This window comes from Rhodopirellula sp. JB055 (assembly GCF_043100905.1).
In the GTDB taxonomy this organism is placed as follows: Bacteria; Planctomycetota; Planctomycetia; order Pirellulales; family Pirellulaceae; genus Rhodopirellula.
The window spans coordinates 1-16,744 of sequence record NZ_JBICHO010000238.1 but is presented as its reverse complement, the minus strand read 5'-3'; the positions used below and the strand labels follow the sequence as shown (position 1 = coordinate 16,744).

The window sequence follows — 16,744 nt, the reverse complement described above, 5'->3', positions numbered from 1 at the left end:
TTGTTGTCTTTGTGGGTGTTGGTTTTTGGGTGTTTGTTTTTTTTTTTTTTTTTTTTTTTTTTTTTTTTTTTTTTTTTTTTTTTTTTTTTTTTTGTTTGTGTTTTTTTTTTTTTTTTTGGGTTTGTTTTTTGTTTTTTGTTTTTTTGTTTTGGTGGGGGGTGTGTATTTTTTTTGTTTTTTTTGTGTTTTATCGGCGGGGGCCGAAGGACTTCCGGTCCTTGGCCGATTACATCGCGCCGGTGGACAGTGGTCGGATGGACTACCTGGGTGTATTTGCGGTCACCGCTGGATTGGGTGCGGAGGAGCTGTCGATGCGATTCAAAAAGGAACTTGACGACGAAGGTTCGATCATCGCTTCTGCGGTGGCCGATCGTTGTGCCGAAGCCTTTGCGGAATACTTGCACCAACAAGTTCGCGAGCAGTGGCAATACGGGAAGGAAGAGAATCTGTCCAACGACGACATGATCGCGGAGAAGTACCGTGGCATTCGGCCGGCAGCGGGCTATCCCGCCTGTCCCGATCACACGGAGAAGCGAACCTTGTTTGACTTGTTGGAGGTTGAGAAGACGACTGGCATCGAACTGACTGAGAGTTTCGCGATGTCCCCGGGAGCCAGTGTCAGTGGTTTGTACTTCGCGCATCCAGAAGCCCGGTATTTCACCGTCGATCGGATGACGAAAGACCAAATCGAATCGTACGCGGAACGCAAGGGCTGGCCGATTTCGGAAGTCGAGCGTTGGTTGTCACCCAACTTGGCATATGACCCTTCGTGAGCGTCGGTGGCTGTGGTTGGTCAGCGGGATCATCCTTGCATTTTTGGTGCGAGGTTCGATCGTGCTCGCCAAACTGGATTCGCTTGATGCGGATCCGGATGCCTATCGGGTGATCGCAGAAACCTTGGCACAGACGGGCACGTTTGGTTTGATGGGCGAAGGTGACGTGGCGACCCCGACCGCGTTTCGTCCGCCGCTGTACCCGTGGTTGCTTGCGTTCTTTGTCGATGACGATGGGCATTTGGCCTCTCATTGGGTGGCCATATTGCATGCGTGCTTGGGCGTGTTGACGGTTGGTTTGACTTGGGACATCGCTCGCCGGTGGTGGTCTGAGCGAGTTGCTTGGATCGCAGCGGCGCTGGTGACGATTGACCCGATGTTGCTGTGGCAATCGACCTTGGTGATGACGGAAACCATTGCCACCGCATTGACCGCGATGGTTTGGTGGTGGTGGGTGGCGCGGCTGAGCGGAAGGCCCACGGGTGTCACATTGGATGGCGGTGAACCAATCCGGTCGTGTGATCTTTCACCTTCGCGACCGATCATCGATGCCGTTGTGTTTGGCGGATTGTTGTCGCTCACTGTGTTATGCCGGCCGACGTTTTTGGTTTGGGCGGCGATGTTGGTGCCAGCGTTGTTTTTCATCGGTCCGAGTTGTCGGATACGGCGAGTGGCCCGCGGCGGCGTCGTGGGTTTGATTCTTGTCGCGACCGTTGGGCTGTGGACGTTGCGGAACGTGTCTCAGCTTGGGCATCCGGTTTGGGCGACCACGCATGGCGGCTACACGTTGCTGTTGGCCAACAACGATTCGTTTTATGACTCGTTGGACAAGTCATCGAATGGATGGAAACCTTGGGAGCGGACACCGTGGGATCCGACCGAATTCTTCGCTGAGTACGAAGCTCGCGAAAGGGGGATCGACGAGGTTTCGGATGATCGTGTTGCTTACGAAATGGCAAAGTCCACCATCTCGAATCGGCCGGCGATGTTTGCTTGGTCGTGCATCGTTCGGGCGACGAGTCTTTGGCATCCGTTTCCTGCTCGTACGCCCGATCGATCGATGATGATCGTGCTGGTGATCGGGCTCTATCAGACGGGACTGTTGTGCATGGCTGTGTTGGGAATTGCCAGGCACCGTCGTTCGTGGTGGCATCCCAATGCTTGGCCTGCGTTCGCGTTGGTGATCACGCTGACCGGGGTGCACAGCGTGTACTGGAGCAACCCACGGATGCGTTCACCGGTTATTCCCATGTTGGCCGTCGCAGTCGCGTGTGGCATGGTGCCAAGACAAGCGGATCAAACCAAACCGACGTAGCCGGATTCGCCAGAATTCGGGCGCTCAAAATCACAACCCGCCGCGTCAGCAAGGTCGTTCAGTGTCCGTCTGAAATCTGGCGATTCCAGCTACGGTGAAAGGCAATCGTTGCTCCAATCAGCCGACGGCCATTAGGCCCGTTCTCGTCCGGCGAATTCCGGACGATCGCGATCAAGGTAGGTTCAACTGAGGCCTTGCTAACGCGTTTTGAAGTTGCGCTTTTCTCAAACCCCGAAGCGTCAGCTTTTTCATAACCCGAAGCGTCAGCGAGGGAAAAACGATGTTGACTTCGCCTCGCTGACGCGTCGGGTTATGAAAAACCAATGCCTCACGCAAAAGCGCAACTTCAAAAGATGTGCGCTGGGCTCACTGGAGGGCCCCAGTGAGCTACGGTTATGCACGGCTCGCTGGGGGCTCCAACGAGCGACGTTGAACGTGGGACGGCGGATCTGCGTCCGCGATCAGGGCTGGGGCAGTTCGCCGGGGTCGGAGGCAACGCCCGCGACGATGCGGTTGATCGCGTTGAGCATGGCGAGGATCGTGCTCTCGACGCTGTCCGTGCTGACGCCGGTGCCACGATAAGTCTTGCCCTCATGCTCGACTTCCAAGTTGACTTCACCGATCGCGTCACGCCCCAGCGTCGCACTTCGGACGCGGAAGTCTTTGCAGATGACATGGATGCCGGTGATCTTTTCGACCGCCCAGAAAGCCGCGTCAATCGGTCCATCCCCCTGAGCGACTTGCTCGGTGAAGTCCTGCTCGTCGCGTCGCAACGTGACTTGCACCTTCGGGGTTTGGTTCCTGCCGCTGGTGACTTCGTAATCGACCAGTGTCCATTCCGGAGTCACGGTCTCGCTGATCTTTTGCTGGACCAACGCGACGATGTCACCGTCGTAGATCTCTTTCTTTTTGTCGGCGAGTTCCTTGAAGGCTTCAAAGACTTCTTGCAATTGTTCCCCGGTCAACGTCATGCCCAACTGCTTGGCTCGATCAGCCAACGCGGCGCGTCCGCTGTGTTTGCCGAGGACCAAATCGGTTTTAGTGAAACCGACTTCTTCGGGCGACATGATCTCGTACGTGGTGCGTTCCTTCAGCATCCCGTCTTGGTGGATGCCAGACTCGTGCGCGAACGCGTTGCGACCAACGATCGCTTTGTTGCGCTGCACATTGATGCCGGTTGTCTTGCTGACCAATCGGCTGACGGGGACCAAACGTTTTGAATTGATGTTGGTTTGGCAGTGATAGAAATCTTCGCGGGTCTTCATCGCCATCACCAATTCTTCGAGCGCCGCGTTGCCGGCTCGTTCACCGATGCCGTTGACCGTGCATTCGATCTGTCCAGCGCCTGCGTCGACCGCGGCCAAGGAATTTGCGACGGCCATGCCCAAGTCATCGTGGCAGTGCGTGCTCAGGACCGCTTTGTCCATGTTCGGAACCCGGTCCCGCAACATCTTGAAGCGATCATAGATTTCGCCCGGCGTGGTGTAGCCGACCGTGTCGGGCACGTTGATTGTGGTGGCTCCCGCGTCGATCGCGGCTTCGACCACACGGCACAGGAAATCATGCTCGGTCCGGCAAGCGTCCTCGGGCGAAAACTCCACGTCGTCACAATGCGAAGCGGCTCGGCGAACCCCCGCGACGGCACGTTCGACAATTTCGTCCGGCGTCATCCGCAACTTGAATTCGCGGTGAATGGCGCTGGTGGCCAAGAACACGTGGATCCGCGCCTGAGGGGCCGTCTTGAGCGCTTCCCACGCCCGATCAATGTCTTTCTCTGCACAACGAGCCAACCCGCAGATGGTGGCTCCTCGGACCGTCGTGGCAATTTGCCGGACCGATTCGAAGTCACCTGGGGAGGCGATTGGGAAACCAGCTTCGATGACATCGACCCCCAAATCGACCAACGCCGAAGCGACCTCGAGCTTCTCCGCCAAATTCATGCTGGCACCGGGAGATTGCTCGCCATCACGCAGCGTGGTGTCGAAGATTCGGATTTGGCGAGTGGCCACGTTCTCAGAGGACGGGGCTTCGGCGGACTGGTTCATGGCATCAGGTGTCGGTTGGTCAGACATGGGACTGCAATCTTAGAAAGGGAAGAAGATAAACTTCGGAGCCCCGGAATCGCACCCGCCGCACTGCGTTCGGGCACAAAAAAACCCGAGTCGCGGCAAGTGCGGCCCGGGCAAATTCATTCGATGGAAAATTGAGACAACCGCCGTCAGGCGTCCACCACGAATCCGCTCAGGCCGTTCGCTAGAAGGCCGAGGTCGAGATTCAGTAGGAGGCAAAGTTGTCCGCTCATGGGTCTGACGATAATCGGATCCCGCCACACCGGTCAAGGTGGGAAAGGGGAAAAGGGGGGGAAGGGGGAAAGGGCCACAGAAGCTCAGAGCCACAGTGGGTTGGTTCTCGCTTCTCGCTTCTCGCTTCTCGCTTCTCGCTTCTCGCTTCTCGCTTCTCGCTTCTCGCTTCTCGTGCTCGTGCTCGTGCTCGTGCTCGCCGCTCGCCGCTCGCCGCTCGCCGCTCGCCGCTCGCCGCTCGCATCCCGACCCAACGGAAGGGTCGACCCACTGTGGGTTGGGGCGGGTTGTGCGCTGGATCCAGTGCAGAGCCCTCCCCTCGCTTTGCTCGACCCTCCCAGGGGGGAGGGTGAATTTGGAAAGTAGTTGCCCTGCACCCCTGCACCCCTGCACCCCTGCACCCCTGCACCCCTGCACCCCTGCACCCCTGTGACCCTGTGACCCTGTGACCCTGTGGCCCTGAGCCTCTTTCCACTACCTCTTACCCACCTCTCACGACCTCCCCAACTGACCAGGCAGTTGGTGCGAGGTGAGAAGAAAAAAATGATTCCCGACAAGTTTTCCACGGCGGTTGAATCTTTTCGCGAGAGATTCACTAACTCTTCACTGCAACGAGGGTTACGTCAGCCAGTTCGGGCTGGGAAGCTGTCCGTGTTCGATTTGGGGTCCACGCGCAAACCGATTGCTGCTCGCTGGTTACGGCAGTTTGAATTTCGAGATTGACACCGCCGCGGGAACCTCTAATATTCTCGCCGTCGCCCACATGTAGTGCCTCGACGGCATGGAAACCACTACCGGTAGTGATAGCAAATCTTTTTGCATCGATTTTGACGATCAATGATCCGATATCGACCCTTGGATCACCCGGTAGCTCGTTTCGCCCACGGAAGTAGCGCTCAGTGGCGACGGCCGCTCTCATTTCTAATTTGACGGAATCGGTTGTTTCGCGAGGACCGCGAACGGCAACACCCGGTGCACCGTCCACGGACGATCTCTTTAAGGAGTTTGTGACACGCTATGTCCACTGTTCTGCCCGAGTCGAACGCCACCTCCCGTCTCCCCGCCAATGACCCCGCCTTGGAAAAGGTCGATTCGGAACATGGCGTCGAGTACGCCCGCGAGAAGTTCGGTACCGCTCTGCGAGGCGATCGCGCCGGCTTGAAGATCGAATCAAAGTTTTGCCCCGACGATGGCCGGACCCCGTTCGCCACCACCGCCTGGGATTTGCGTTCGGCTGCGATCAAAGATGAATCGGGCAACGCCTTGTTCGAGCAAACCGATTGCGAAGTCCCGTCTTCGTGGAGCCAATTGGCGACCAATGTGGTCGTCTCGAAGTACTTCTACGGCGACCCTAAAAACCCCACGGAACGTGAACGCAGCGTCCGCCAATTGATCCACCGCGTCACTCGCACGATCAGCGATTGGGGACTGGCGGACGGTTACTTCGACACTCCCGAAGACGGCGAGCGTTTCTACCGCGACCTGACTTGGTTGTGCTTGCACCAGCACGGTGCGTTCAACAGCCCAGTGTGGTTCAACGTTGGTTTGCACGCCCAGTACGACGTCGAAGGCGACATGTGTAACTGGCACTGGGACCGCACCGAGAACACCACCGCCCAGCCCGACAACCCGTACGAATATCCACAAGGTTCAGCCTGTTTCATCCAGTCCGTGGATGACAACATGGAAGACATCATGCGTCTGGCGTGCAGCGAGGCGATGTTGTTCAAATTCGGCAGCGGAACCGGAACCGACCTGTCGACCATCCGCAGCCAACGCGAAAAATTGTCGGGTGGCGGAACGCCATCGGGCCCACTGTCCTTCATGCGTGTTTACGACTCCATCGCTGGCGTCGTGAAATCGGGCGGCAAGACTCGTCGTGCAGCCAAGATGCAATCGCTCAAAGTCTGGCACCCAGACATTCTCGAGTTCATCGAGTGCACATGGGCCGAAGAAAAGAAGGCACACGCGTTGATTCGCGAAGGTTACGATTCGAACTTCAACGGCGAAGCGTACGCCAGCGTTTGTTTCCAAAACGCGAACTTGTCAGTTCGTTTGACGGACGACTACATGGAAGCGGTTCGCAAGAACGAGACTTTCCAAACGCGTTGGGTCACCGACAAACCGACCACCGAACCACCAAGCTATGTCGCCAAAGAGTTGCTCAACAAGATGGCCGAGTGTGCTTGGCACTGTGGCGACCCAGGTGTGCAGTACGACACGACGATCAACAAGTGGCACACGTGCCCGAACAGCGGAGCGATCAACGCATCGAACCCGTGCTCGGAATACATGTTCTTGGACGACACGGCGTGCAACCTGGCCAGCATCAACTTGATGAAGTTCGTCCAGCCGGATGGGTCGTTCGATCACGAACGTTTCCGTGCCGCTTGCCGCACGTTCTTCATCGCTCAAGAAATCTTGGTCGACCACGCCAGTTACCCGACCGAGCCCATTGCTCGAAACAGCCACAAGTTCCGTCCGTTGGGGCTGGGTTATTCGAACCTCGGCAGCGTCATCATGACGGCTGGTTTGCCTTACGACAGCGACGCTGCTCGTGGCATGTGCGGTTCGTTGACAGCGTTGCTGCACGGCGAAGCCAACCGCACCAGTGCGGAACTGGCCAGCGTGGTCGGGCCGTTTGACGGCTACGCCGAAAACGAAGCCCCGATGCTTCGCGTCATGCAAATGCACCGCGACGCTTGCGATGAAATCAACGACGAGGGCCCAGCCGAACTGAAGGAAGCCGCTCGCGAATTGTGGGACGGTGTCTTGGAAATCGGCGAGAAGTACGGCTTCCGCAACGCTCAAGCGACCGTGCTGGCACCGACCGGAACGATCAGCTTCATGATGGACTGCGATACGACCGGCATCGAGCCTGATATCGCATTGGTGAAGTACAAGCAGCTTGCCGGTGGTGGGATGTTGAAGATCGTCAACCAAACCGTGAAGCTTGGTTTGAAGAAACTCGGTTACGACGCCGACACGATCGAAGAGATCCTGAAGTACGTCGATGCCAACGACACCATCGTAGGTGCTCCGGGTTTGAAGGACAAGCACTTGGCCGTGTTCGATTGTGCGTTCAATCCAGCCAACGGTGTTCGCAGCATCGGCTGGCGTGCTCACATCACCATGATGGCTGCGGCTCAGCCGTTCCTGTCCGGTGCGATCAGTAAAACGGTCAACATGCCCACCGATGTGACCCCGCAAGACATCGCCGATGCTTACTTCTGGGGCTGGGAATTGGGACTGAAGGCCATCGCGATTTACCGTGACGGCAGCAAGCAGTCGCAACCTTTGAACACCAAGTCCGACGAGCAAAAAGCGACTGACGCAGCCGAAGCGGTGAAGGTCGAAACCGTCGAGAAAATTGTTTACAAGCCCCGCCGCGAACGTCTGCCTGACACACGTCAAAGTTTGACCCATAAGTTCAGCATCGCTGGCCACGAAGGTTACTTGTGCGTCGGTTTGTATCCCGATGGGCGTCCCGGTGAAATGTTCATCACGATGGCCAAAGAAGGTTCGACGATCGGAGGCATCATGGACAGCTTCGGCACCGCACTTTCGATTGCGATGCAGTACGGCGTGCCGTTGGAAGTGATCGTCAACAAGTTCAGTCACACTCGTTTCGAACCGATGGGACACACGTCCAACAAGGACATCCGCATCGCCAAGAGCGTCGTCGACTACATCGCTCGTTGGTTGGGCATCACGTTCATGTCCGGGAACGATTATTCCCCCAGTGCGGAAGGTGCGGCCAAAACCGGTGGCAACGGCCCCGACATGACAACCGCTCCTGCCGGAGCCACCGCGAATAACAACAGTCCCGTGATGGCGGAACTGCGAGCCGATGCCGGTGCCGCGGTTGCTCTCGTCGAACGAGCCACGTTGTTGGCCAGTTTGCAAAACGGACCGAGCAATGGGGCTGCAACCAATGGGCACACCGCCGGTGATTCGGCCGGTGGAAGTGCCAACGGTGCGGTGGCTGAAAGGTCGACCGACGGGTTGGGCGGGCAAGCCGACCAGTTCTCACGATTCCAAACGGATGCCCCCAGCTGTGACAACTGTGGCAGCATCACGGTCCGCAACGGCAACTGCTACCTGTGCCACAACTGTGGCAACTCAATGGGTTGCAGCTAAACGAGCTCGTTGGTGATCACTCAGTGACATCCAAAGGCCGGCTTCTCTCGCAAGAAGCCGGCCTTTTTTCGTTGATGCTCAACGACCTGTCACTCGAGTCCTGCACGCGTCTGTTCCAGCAACCTGGCACGATCCTGCTAACCCGCACAATCGATTCGGGGGGGCGGTGTCTCTGGTTATATCTGTTGTCTTCCTGAGTACAGCTTGGGGCAATTGCAGAAATTTCTTGTTCACGAAGCGTTTGTTCACGACTGGTGACCTAGCTTTGACGCAGAGCGAAAGACCGCCGTTTCGGTCGAGGCTCTTTTTCCCGCATGCTCCTCCGTGAAATTGTTGTTATGGCGTCCGTTGATAGCCTTCCAATCGACCGCCTTCGTCGCAGCACCGTCGTCCATGAAGACGTTTGGTTTTTGTCTGGCCCGACGAGTCCTGGCGATACATTGCAGCACACACCGATCGATCAAGAACCGTTCATCGTGGGCCGGAAATCCGGCGTCGCGATGAAACTGCAGTTTCGGACCGTCAGCGGCAACCATGCTGAACTCAAGCTGGTCGATGGCAAATTGATTGTCCGGGATCTGGAGAGCACCAACGGCACGTACCTCAATGGAAACCGCGTGACCGAACCGGTCGTGGTGAGCGATGAGGATCTGATTCACTTCGCCGAAGCTCCCTTCCGAGTTCGGCGTCAATCTCCCACCGGAGTCACCGCGGGAACGATCTCCGAAAATGTCTGTGATCAGGCGTTGGCTTTGGTTCAGTTTGACCGTTTGATGAGCCAGCGACTCGTGCGGCCGCACTTCCAACCCATCGTCACGGTGGTGGGGGCACGGATGATTGGGTACGAAATCCTCGGGCGAGGCAGTGTGTTCGGTTTGGAATCGGTTGGCGCGATGTTCCAAGCCGCCGAGCAACTCAACCTCGAGGTCGAACTCAGTCGCCTGCTGCGTTGGGAAGGGCTTCGAGTGGGTCGGGAACTTCCTGATCTGCCGACATTGTTCGTCAACACTCACCCAAAAGAAATGGAAGACGGCCAGTCGTTGATCGACTCGTTGTCCAAGGTTCGAACGATGGCATCGAACACCAAGATCGTGTTGGAAATTCACGAATCCGCTGTCACCAATCCCGATCAGATGCGTCGTCTGCACTCGACGCTCAAGGAACTGGACATCCAACTGGCCTACGACGATTTCGGAGCGGGCCAAGCCCGATTGGCTGAGTTGGTCGAAGCTCGTCCGGACTACGTTAAATTCGACATTGGTTTGATTCGTGGGCTGAGCGTGATCGACGGCAACCGGATGCGAATGTTGCGTTCGCTCGTCAGCATGGTCCAAGACCTCGACATCTCAGCCCTCGCCGAAGGGATCGAAACGATCGAAGAAGCCGAAGCTTGCCAAGAAGTCGGCTTCGATCTGGCGCAAGGGTTCTACTACGGCCGCCCCGCTCCAGCCTGAGGCCGGGGCCGGAGGCCAGTGGCCACTGGCCAGTGGGAAAGGGCCACAGGGACTCAGGGCCACAGGGCCACAGTGAGGGGATGGCTTCTCGTGCTCGTGCTCGTGCTCGTGCTCGTGCTCGTGCTCGCCGTACGACGGGCTCTCGAGCCCGTTCAAATGGAAACTCCACGCGTCAGTTTTGAAGTTGCGCTTTTGCGTGAGGTTTGGTTTTTTCATAACCCGACGCGTCAGCGAGGCGAAGTCAACATCGTTTTTCCCTCGCTGACGCTTCGGGTTATGAAAAAACGATGCCACCCACCATCCTCGCTCTCTGATTTGCTTGCCAGAGCTCAGAATTTCGTAACCTGCCCTGCATCCTCGTGATATCCTAAGATCACGTCGCCGGGCTTCTTTTTTGTAAGTTCTCGGCTACCAAGCTTTTCTGTCGACGAAGGAATTCACCATGAGCCGGACGATGCAAGATTTCACCGATTTGCTGCTCCAACAGGGCGTCATCAGTCTCGATCAGTTGTCCGAAGCCGAGGAAGTCGCGAAAAACACCGATGCGGACATCGGCGACGTCCTGGTCAAAATGGAATACGCCAGCCCCGAGGAAGTCGGGATGGCACTGGCGAAGTTCCACAAAATCCCCTTTGTGGACCTTCGCAGCGAGCGAATCAGTGAAACGGTCATCGAATTGGTGCCGGAATCGGTCGCACGGGAAAACACCGTGCTCCCGTTCAAAGAAGAAGACGGCGCCCTGACGATCCTGATCGCCGACCCGTTTGACCTCGAAACGATCGAAAAGCTGCGTTTCATCCTCAACCGGAAAATCGAAACCGCCTTGGCTCCCAAAGAAGCCATCAACGGGGCGATCAACCAATACTACGGGCAGGTCGAAGGGGAATCGGCTGACTCGATGTTGCAGGAGTTCACCGACACCGCCATCGACTTCACCGAAACCGAATCAGACACCGCCGGCGGAGGGGAGGAGACCGTCGACGACAATTCGGCCCCCGTCATCCGGCTGGTCAACCTGATGATCGCCGAAGCCGTGCAGCTGCGGGCCAGCGACATCCACGTCGAACCCTTCGAAGATCGTGTCCGAATCCGTTATCGAATTGACGGCGTTTGTGTCGAGCGGGAGGCGGCCCCCCGGCGGATGCTGTCTGCCATCATCGCCCGGATCAAGATCCTCTCCAAGATCGACATCAGCGAAAAGCGACGCCCCACTGACGGGCGGATCAAGATCACCGTCGGGGACAAGCAGCTTGATTTGCGGGTCAGCATCATTCCGACCAACCACGGCCAGTCCTGCGTGATGCGGTTGCTGGACAAGGACAACATCAAAGTCGGCACCCGCCAGCTCGGTTTGTCCGAACGTGATTTCCGCAACTTCAACTCGTTGATCCGCCGCCCCAACGGAATCGTGCTGGTCACCGGCCCAACAGGGTCCGGCAAAACCACCACCCTGTACGCGTCGCTCAATGCGTTGAACCGGCCCGACCGCAAGATCATCACCGCCGAAGACCCGGTCGAGTATTACTTGCCCGGGATCAACCAGGTCGAAGTGAAGCACCAGATCGGACTCGACTTCGCTCGCATCATTCGAGCCATGTTGCGTCAGGCACCCAACATCATCCTCGTGGGTGAAATGCGAGATCATGAGACCGCATCGATGGGAATTCAAGCTTCACTGACTGGACACTTGGTTTTCAGTACTCTGCACACGAACGATGCGCCCAGTGCTATATCACGCATGGTGGACATTGGTGTACCATCCTACATGGTGGCAAGTTCCGTGATTGCGGTGCTGGCCCAGCGTCTTGTGCGGACGATTTGCCCTCGCTGCAAGGTTCGCTATCAGCCGCCTCAGAGCATCATTGATGACTCGGAGATCCCACCCGAAATGCTCGCTCAGGCCGAGTTCAGCAAGGGCAAGGGCTTCACGTACTGCGGTCGTTCTGGTTACCGCGGCCGGATTGGGATCTACGAATTGATGCTGATCAACAACAAGCTCCGCGAACTGATGTTCAAGGGGACCACCACCAAGACGATTCGCGAAGAGGCCATAAAGAACGGCATGTCAACGCTTTACGCCGATGGCATGCTCAAGGTGGTGCGCGGGATCACGACCTTCGACGAGGTCTACCGTGTGGCCAAGAAGACCGAGCAAGAGGCGCTCGCTCTCAGCCACATCGCGAAAGAGTTGTCGTCGCTGTAGTGGCGAGGGAATCGGGGGCCGGAGGCCGGCTTGCAATCTTGATCGATCGCTTGCCGGTCGTCAGGAAACCCGCACGGCAGTGGCGGGGCTTCGCGTTTTGGCTACCGCGGCAAGCGGCCGCAATTTGCACGTCAGGGTTGCTTGCAAATGCCCCGGAAGGGTTGGCTGGTCGTGCATTCGGGCGACAAGACGCGAATTTCTTTGCCTTTGGCCGTGTTTCACGCATAATGGCACCGTCTGGCACGGGAGTTCATGTGTTGGGCGACTTTTCTGGGACGCACTGTCCCGTAGCCGAACGATCTGGCGGGATGCCGGTTGCTCTGGCGTGATTCGTACTCGTCTTTTCTCGCGAATCACCTGGGCGTGGCCGGTTGGAACACCGGGTCACTGCTGGCTGGCCAAGTCGCCGGTGAATTTCAACCAGACCGCAGGCCCCTTTTCTCCTTCTTCGTGCTCTCACCCCCTGTCAGGCGTTCTCCATGGCCACCGTGCTGATCGACAAACTGCTGCAAGCCGCTGTGAAGCAAGGTGTGAGTGATATTCACATCGTTGTTGGTCAGCCGCCTGTGTTTCGTTTGCACGGTCGGATGCGGAAGTTGGAAACGAAGACGCTGGAAGGGGAAGACTCCGTCGCGTTGATGAAATCGATCACGCCGGAACGTTGCCAGCGTGAATTGCAGGAGACAGGCTCAACCGACTTTGGGTTCGCGTTCGGCGAACTGGCCCGTTTTCGGGTCTCGGTATTCAAACAGCGTGGCTTCATTTCGATGGTGCTGCGGCAAATCCCCAATGACAAATTGACACCCGAGCAGCTTGGTTTGCCGGAGGCTGTCGTCAAAATGGTCCACCGCCCTCGTGGGTTGTTCCTGGTGACGGGGCCGACCGGATCGGGAAAGTCGACGACGCTTGCGTCGCTGATCAACTTGCTCAACGAGACCATTGACCACCACATCATCACGATCGAAGACCCGATCGAGTTTTATCACGAACACAAAGAATCCACGATCAACCAACGCGAAGTTGGCGTGGACGTGCCGAGCTTTTCCGAGGCGATTCGGCGTGCGTTGCGGCAAGACCCGGACGTGATTCTGGTTGGCGAGCTTCGCGACCTGGAAACAATCGAAGCGGCCATCAGTGCAGCGGAAACGGGGCACGTCGTGTTTGGCACCCTGCACACGAACAGTGCTCAAGGCACGGTCAACCGGATCATCGACGCGTTTCCGGGGAACTTGCAGGACCAGATCCGAACCCAGCTCGCATCGACGCTGATCGGCGTGGTCGCTCAGACGTTGCTGCCCAAGATTGGTGGTGGCCGCTGTGCCGCGTACGAGGTTCTGAATGTCACGCCCGGCATCGCCAACCTGATTCGTGAAAACAAGACGTTCCGGATCAACTCGTCGATGCAGACGGGTGCCAAGTTCGGGATGCAGTTGATGGATGACGCGTTGTTCAATCACTGGAAAGCGGATCGCGTTTCGGTGGAAGACGTGTTGTCCAAGGCTCACCGACCGGATGACTTGGCCAAACGAATTGTGCAAGCCAGACAAGGGCTGGGGGATGACCCCATTCCGATTAAAGAAGACTAGAAGTTGAAAGGGCCTCAGGACCACAGCGACTCAGTGCGTTTTGTTCCGTTGGCTCGACGTTGATTTTCATTTCCTGTGGCCCTGTGGCCCTGTGCCTCTTTCCCGCTCATCAACCATGGCCCCACGTCGCATCGGACAGATCCTCGTCGACCTCGGTTTTCTCACCGACGATCAATTGCAAATCGTGCTGGACGAGCAAGAGCAGCAGCCCGGTGCGCTGTTCGGAAAAGTCGCCGAGGACATGCAACTGATCACCGATGAGCAACTCATCCAAGGCTTGGCAGAGCAGATGGGGATGCAGACGGTGTCACTGGAAGACGCCAAGCTCGAACCGGAGGTGATGGAGAAGATCAGCGAAACGATGGCCCAACTGTACCGATGCGTTCCGGTTCAGTTCGAAGGCAATTCGTTGACGATCGCCACGTGCGATCCCCAGAACTTGAACATCCAAGACGAATTGCGGACGTTCCTCGGTTACGACATCAAAATCCTGGTGGCGACCGAAGCGGACATCAATAAAACGATCACGAAGTATTACGACAGCGAAGCCGAGAGCGTTGAAAAACTGGTTGCGGATCTGGCCGAAGACGAAGAGCTGAAGGCCGCTGCGAGCATCTTGGACGGAGAGAAATTCAACATCACCGACGCGGAGGCTTTGGCCGATTCGGCTCCCGTCCGCAAACTGCTCAACATGGTGTTGTTGCTGGCGATCAAGGACCACGCATCGGACATTCACTTCGAACCGTTTGAAGATGAGTTCCGCATCCGGATTAAATCGGAAGGCGTGCTCTACGAAATGGTGCCACCGCCACGTCACTTGGCGTTCGCGATCACGACCCGAATCAAGGTGATGGCCGACCTCGACATCGCTGAACGCCGGATGCCTCAAGACGGCCGGATCGAATTGATGGTTGGTGGTCACCCCGTCGACCTTCGAGTGTCAGTGATGCCGACGATCTTTGGTGAGTCCACCGTCATGCGAGTGCTCGACCGCTCGGTGGTGAACTTGTCACTCGAAAACGTCGGGATGGACGAGGACATGATGACTCGGTTCCGCTCGGCGATCGATCGTCCCAACGGGATCGTGTTGGTCACCGGCCCAACGGGGTCGGGCAAAACCACGACGCTGTACTCATCGTTGTCCGAACTGAACGACATCAGCGAGAAGCTGATCACCACCGAAGACCCGGTGGAATACGACATCGACGGGATCATTCAGATCCCGATTGACTCCGACGCTGGCGTGACGTTTGCGTCTTGCTTGCGAGCGATTTTGCGGCAGGACCCGGACACGATTCTGGTCGGCGAGATCCGCGACTTGGAAACCGCCGAAATCGCGATTCAGGCCGCTCTGACCGGTCACTTGGTGTTTAGCACCCTGCACACGAACGATTCCCCCAGCACGGTCACTCGGTTGACGGACATGGGGATCCAGCCCTTCATGATTTGCGCGACTGTCGAAGCCATTTTGGCTCAGCGACTGGTTCGCCGAATCTGCACCGGTTGTCGCGAGAAGACTCGCGTCAGCAGCGATTTGTTGATGGAACTTGGGATGTCCCGCGAGGAGATCGAAACGACGGACTACTTCAAAGGCGTCGGGTGCGAGAAGTGCAACAACACAGGTTACAAAGGCCGGATCGCGTTGTTTGAGTTGATGGTTCTCAACGACACGATTCGCGAAATGATCATGCAGAACGCCAGCACGGACGAACTGCGAGTCCAAGCCCAAAGTGACGGGATGGTGATCCTCCGAGAGTTCGGCATGAGCCTGGCTCGCGACGGAGTCACCACCCTCGACGAAATCGTCCGAGAGACAGTGGTAGATGGTTAGCGGCGAAGCCGCTGCGAGTTGCTTTCAAGCGACTAGCTCTGAGCGACTAGCAGCTAGCTGAGGACGGGGACAAGGAACGATCAGATGAAAGATTTTCGAGACTTGATTGTGTGGGCCAAAGCCCATCAGTTCGCTCTCGCGGTATACGCATTGACGAAAGGTTTTCCAAGCGACGAAGCCTATGGATTGACGTCTCAGCTCAGACGTTCGGCTGCTTCGATTCCCACGAATCTGGCCGAAGGTTGCGGACGCGGAACCGATCGCGAACTGGCTCGCTTTTGCGACATCGCGATGGGGTCCGCCAGTGAGGCTGACTATCAACTGTTACTCGCAAAGGACCTCGGCTACATCGACTCATCCGCTTTTGACCTGATTTACAAACAACTCAACGAAATCCAACGCATGCTTCGCAGTTTCATCCAGCGACTTCGAAGTGCCTAAGAATCACTCACATTATCTTCCTCAGAAAGCTAATAGCTAACCGCTAGCAGCTAGTCGCCGAGAACGGCCCTTTTTACTTCAGAAGCAATCCCATGCCGACTTATACCTTTGAAGCGATGGACGCGACCGGACAAGAGATCCGGGACGAAATCGATGCGGCCAACGAGGACGAAGCCCAAACCACCATCCGTCAGATGGGTTACTTCGTCACCAAAATCGCCGTCAAGAAACAGGCGGCAGGTGCAACCGCGGCCGGGGGTGGCAAGAAACGTCCCTTCGCGATCGGCGGTGCCAAGACGAAGCACATCTGTGCGTTCACTCGCCAGTTGTCGATTCTGCAAGACGCAGGGCTGCCGATTCTGCGCAGCCTCAAGATCCTGGAAGGCAACCAGAAGCCGGGCAAGCTCAAGAACGCGTTGATGGATGTCTGCGACGAGATCGAAGGTGGTTCGACGTTGTCCGAGGCGATGGCGAAGTGCCCCAAGGTCTTCAGTCGCTTGTACGTCAACATGATCAAAGCCGGCGAGGCCGGCGGCGCGTTGGAAACGATTCTGAACCGCTTGGCGGACTTCTTGGAGTCGGCGGAATCGCTCAAGCGAAAGGTCAAAGGGGCGTTGATCTACCCGGTCATCGTGGTCTTGGTCGCCGCGTTGATCCTGACGTTCATCATGTTGTTCATCGTTCCGACGTTCGAAAAGATG

At 57.1% G+C, this 16,744-nt stretch carries 9 protein-coding genes and 1 pseudogene; 9 read left to right on the top strand and 1 reads right to left on the bottom strand.

Features of this window, described 5'->3' with window-relative positions:
* Positions 1-191: 191 nt before the first annotated feature.
* Both ACF8AM_RS09955 and ACF8AM_RS09950 read left to right on the top strand, forming a co-directional pair.
* Positions 192-773, top strand: a pseudogene (locus tag ACF8AM_RS09955) (vitamin B12 dependent-methionine synthase activation domain-containing protein); the annotation flags it as partial.
* Positions 760-2,088, top strand: coding sequence for an ArnT family glycosyltransferase (locus ACF8AM_RS09950; protein WP_392555493.1), 1,329 nt, complete (start codon positions 760-762; stop codon positions 2,086-2,088). The pseudogene ACF8AM_RS09955 and the gene ACF8AM_RS09950, both read left to right, overlap by 14 nt.
* Before the next feature lie 461 nt (positions 2,089-2,549).
* Here the strand turns inward: ACF8AM_RS09950 and ACF8AM_RS09945 are convergent, their stop codons facing one another.
* A complete protein-coding gene (locus ACF8AM_RS09945) occupies positions 2,550-4,160 on the bottom strand; it encodes a 2-isopropylmalate synthase (RefSeq protein ID WP_392555492.1) in 1,611 nt (536 codons plus the stop codon).
* A 1,245-nt stretch (positions 4,161-5,405) separates the two neighbouring features.
* Between ACF8AM_RS09945 and ACF8AM_RS09940 the strand changes: the two genes are divergently transcribed.
* From ACF8AM_RS09940 to ACF8AM_RS09910, 7 genes are all read left to right on the top strand, one after another.
* Complete coding sequence (locus ACF8AM_RS09940) at positions 5,406-8,528, top strand: vitamin B12-dependent ribonucleotide reductase (RefSeq protein ID WP_392555491.1); 3,123 nt, start codon at positions 5,406-5,408, stop codon at positions 8,526-8,528.
* A 338-nt stretch (positions 8,529-8,866) separates the two neighbouring features.
* Complete coding sequence (locus tag ACF8AM_RS09935) at positions 8,867-9,982, top strand: EAL domain-containing protein (protein WP_392555490.1); 1,116 nt, start codon at positions 8,867-8,869, stop codon at positions 9,980-9,982.
* 442 nt (positions 9,983-10,424) lie between these two features.
* Complete coding sequence (locus ACF8AM_RS09930; RefSeq protein ID WP_392555489.1) at positions 10,425-12,185, top strand: GspE/PulE family protein; 1,761 nt, start codon at positions 10,425-10,427, stop codon at positions 12,183-12,185.
* A 479-nt stretch (positions 12,186-12,664) separates the two neighbouring features.
* The gene (locus tag ACF8AM_RS09925) at positions 12,665-13,771 is read left to right on the top strand and encodes a type IV pilus twitching motility protein PilT (RefSeq protein ID WP_392555488.1); all 1,107 of its coding nucleotides are present in this window, start codon (positions 12,665-12,667) and stop codon (positions 13,769-13,771) included.
* Positions 13,772-13,886: 115 nt separating this feature from the next.
* The gene (locus ACF8AM_RS09920; protein WP_392555487.1) at positions 13,887-15,602 is read left to right on the top strand and encodes a GspE/PulE family protein; all 1,716 of its coding nucleotides are present in this window, start codon (positions 13,887-13,889) and stop codon (positions 15,600-15,602) included.
* 84 nt (positions 15,603-15,686) lie between these two features.
* Entirely contained in the window at positions 15,687-16,043 is a 357-nt protein-coding gene (locus ACF8AM_RS09915; RefSeq protein ID WP_392555486.1) for a four helix bundle protein, read from the top strand.
* Between the two features lie 92 nt (positions 16,044-16,135).
* The coding region (locus ACF8AM_RS09910; RefSeq protein ID WP_392555485.1) for a type II secretion system F family protein at positions 16,136-16,744 on the top strand (609 nt) is incomplete at its 3' end.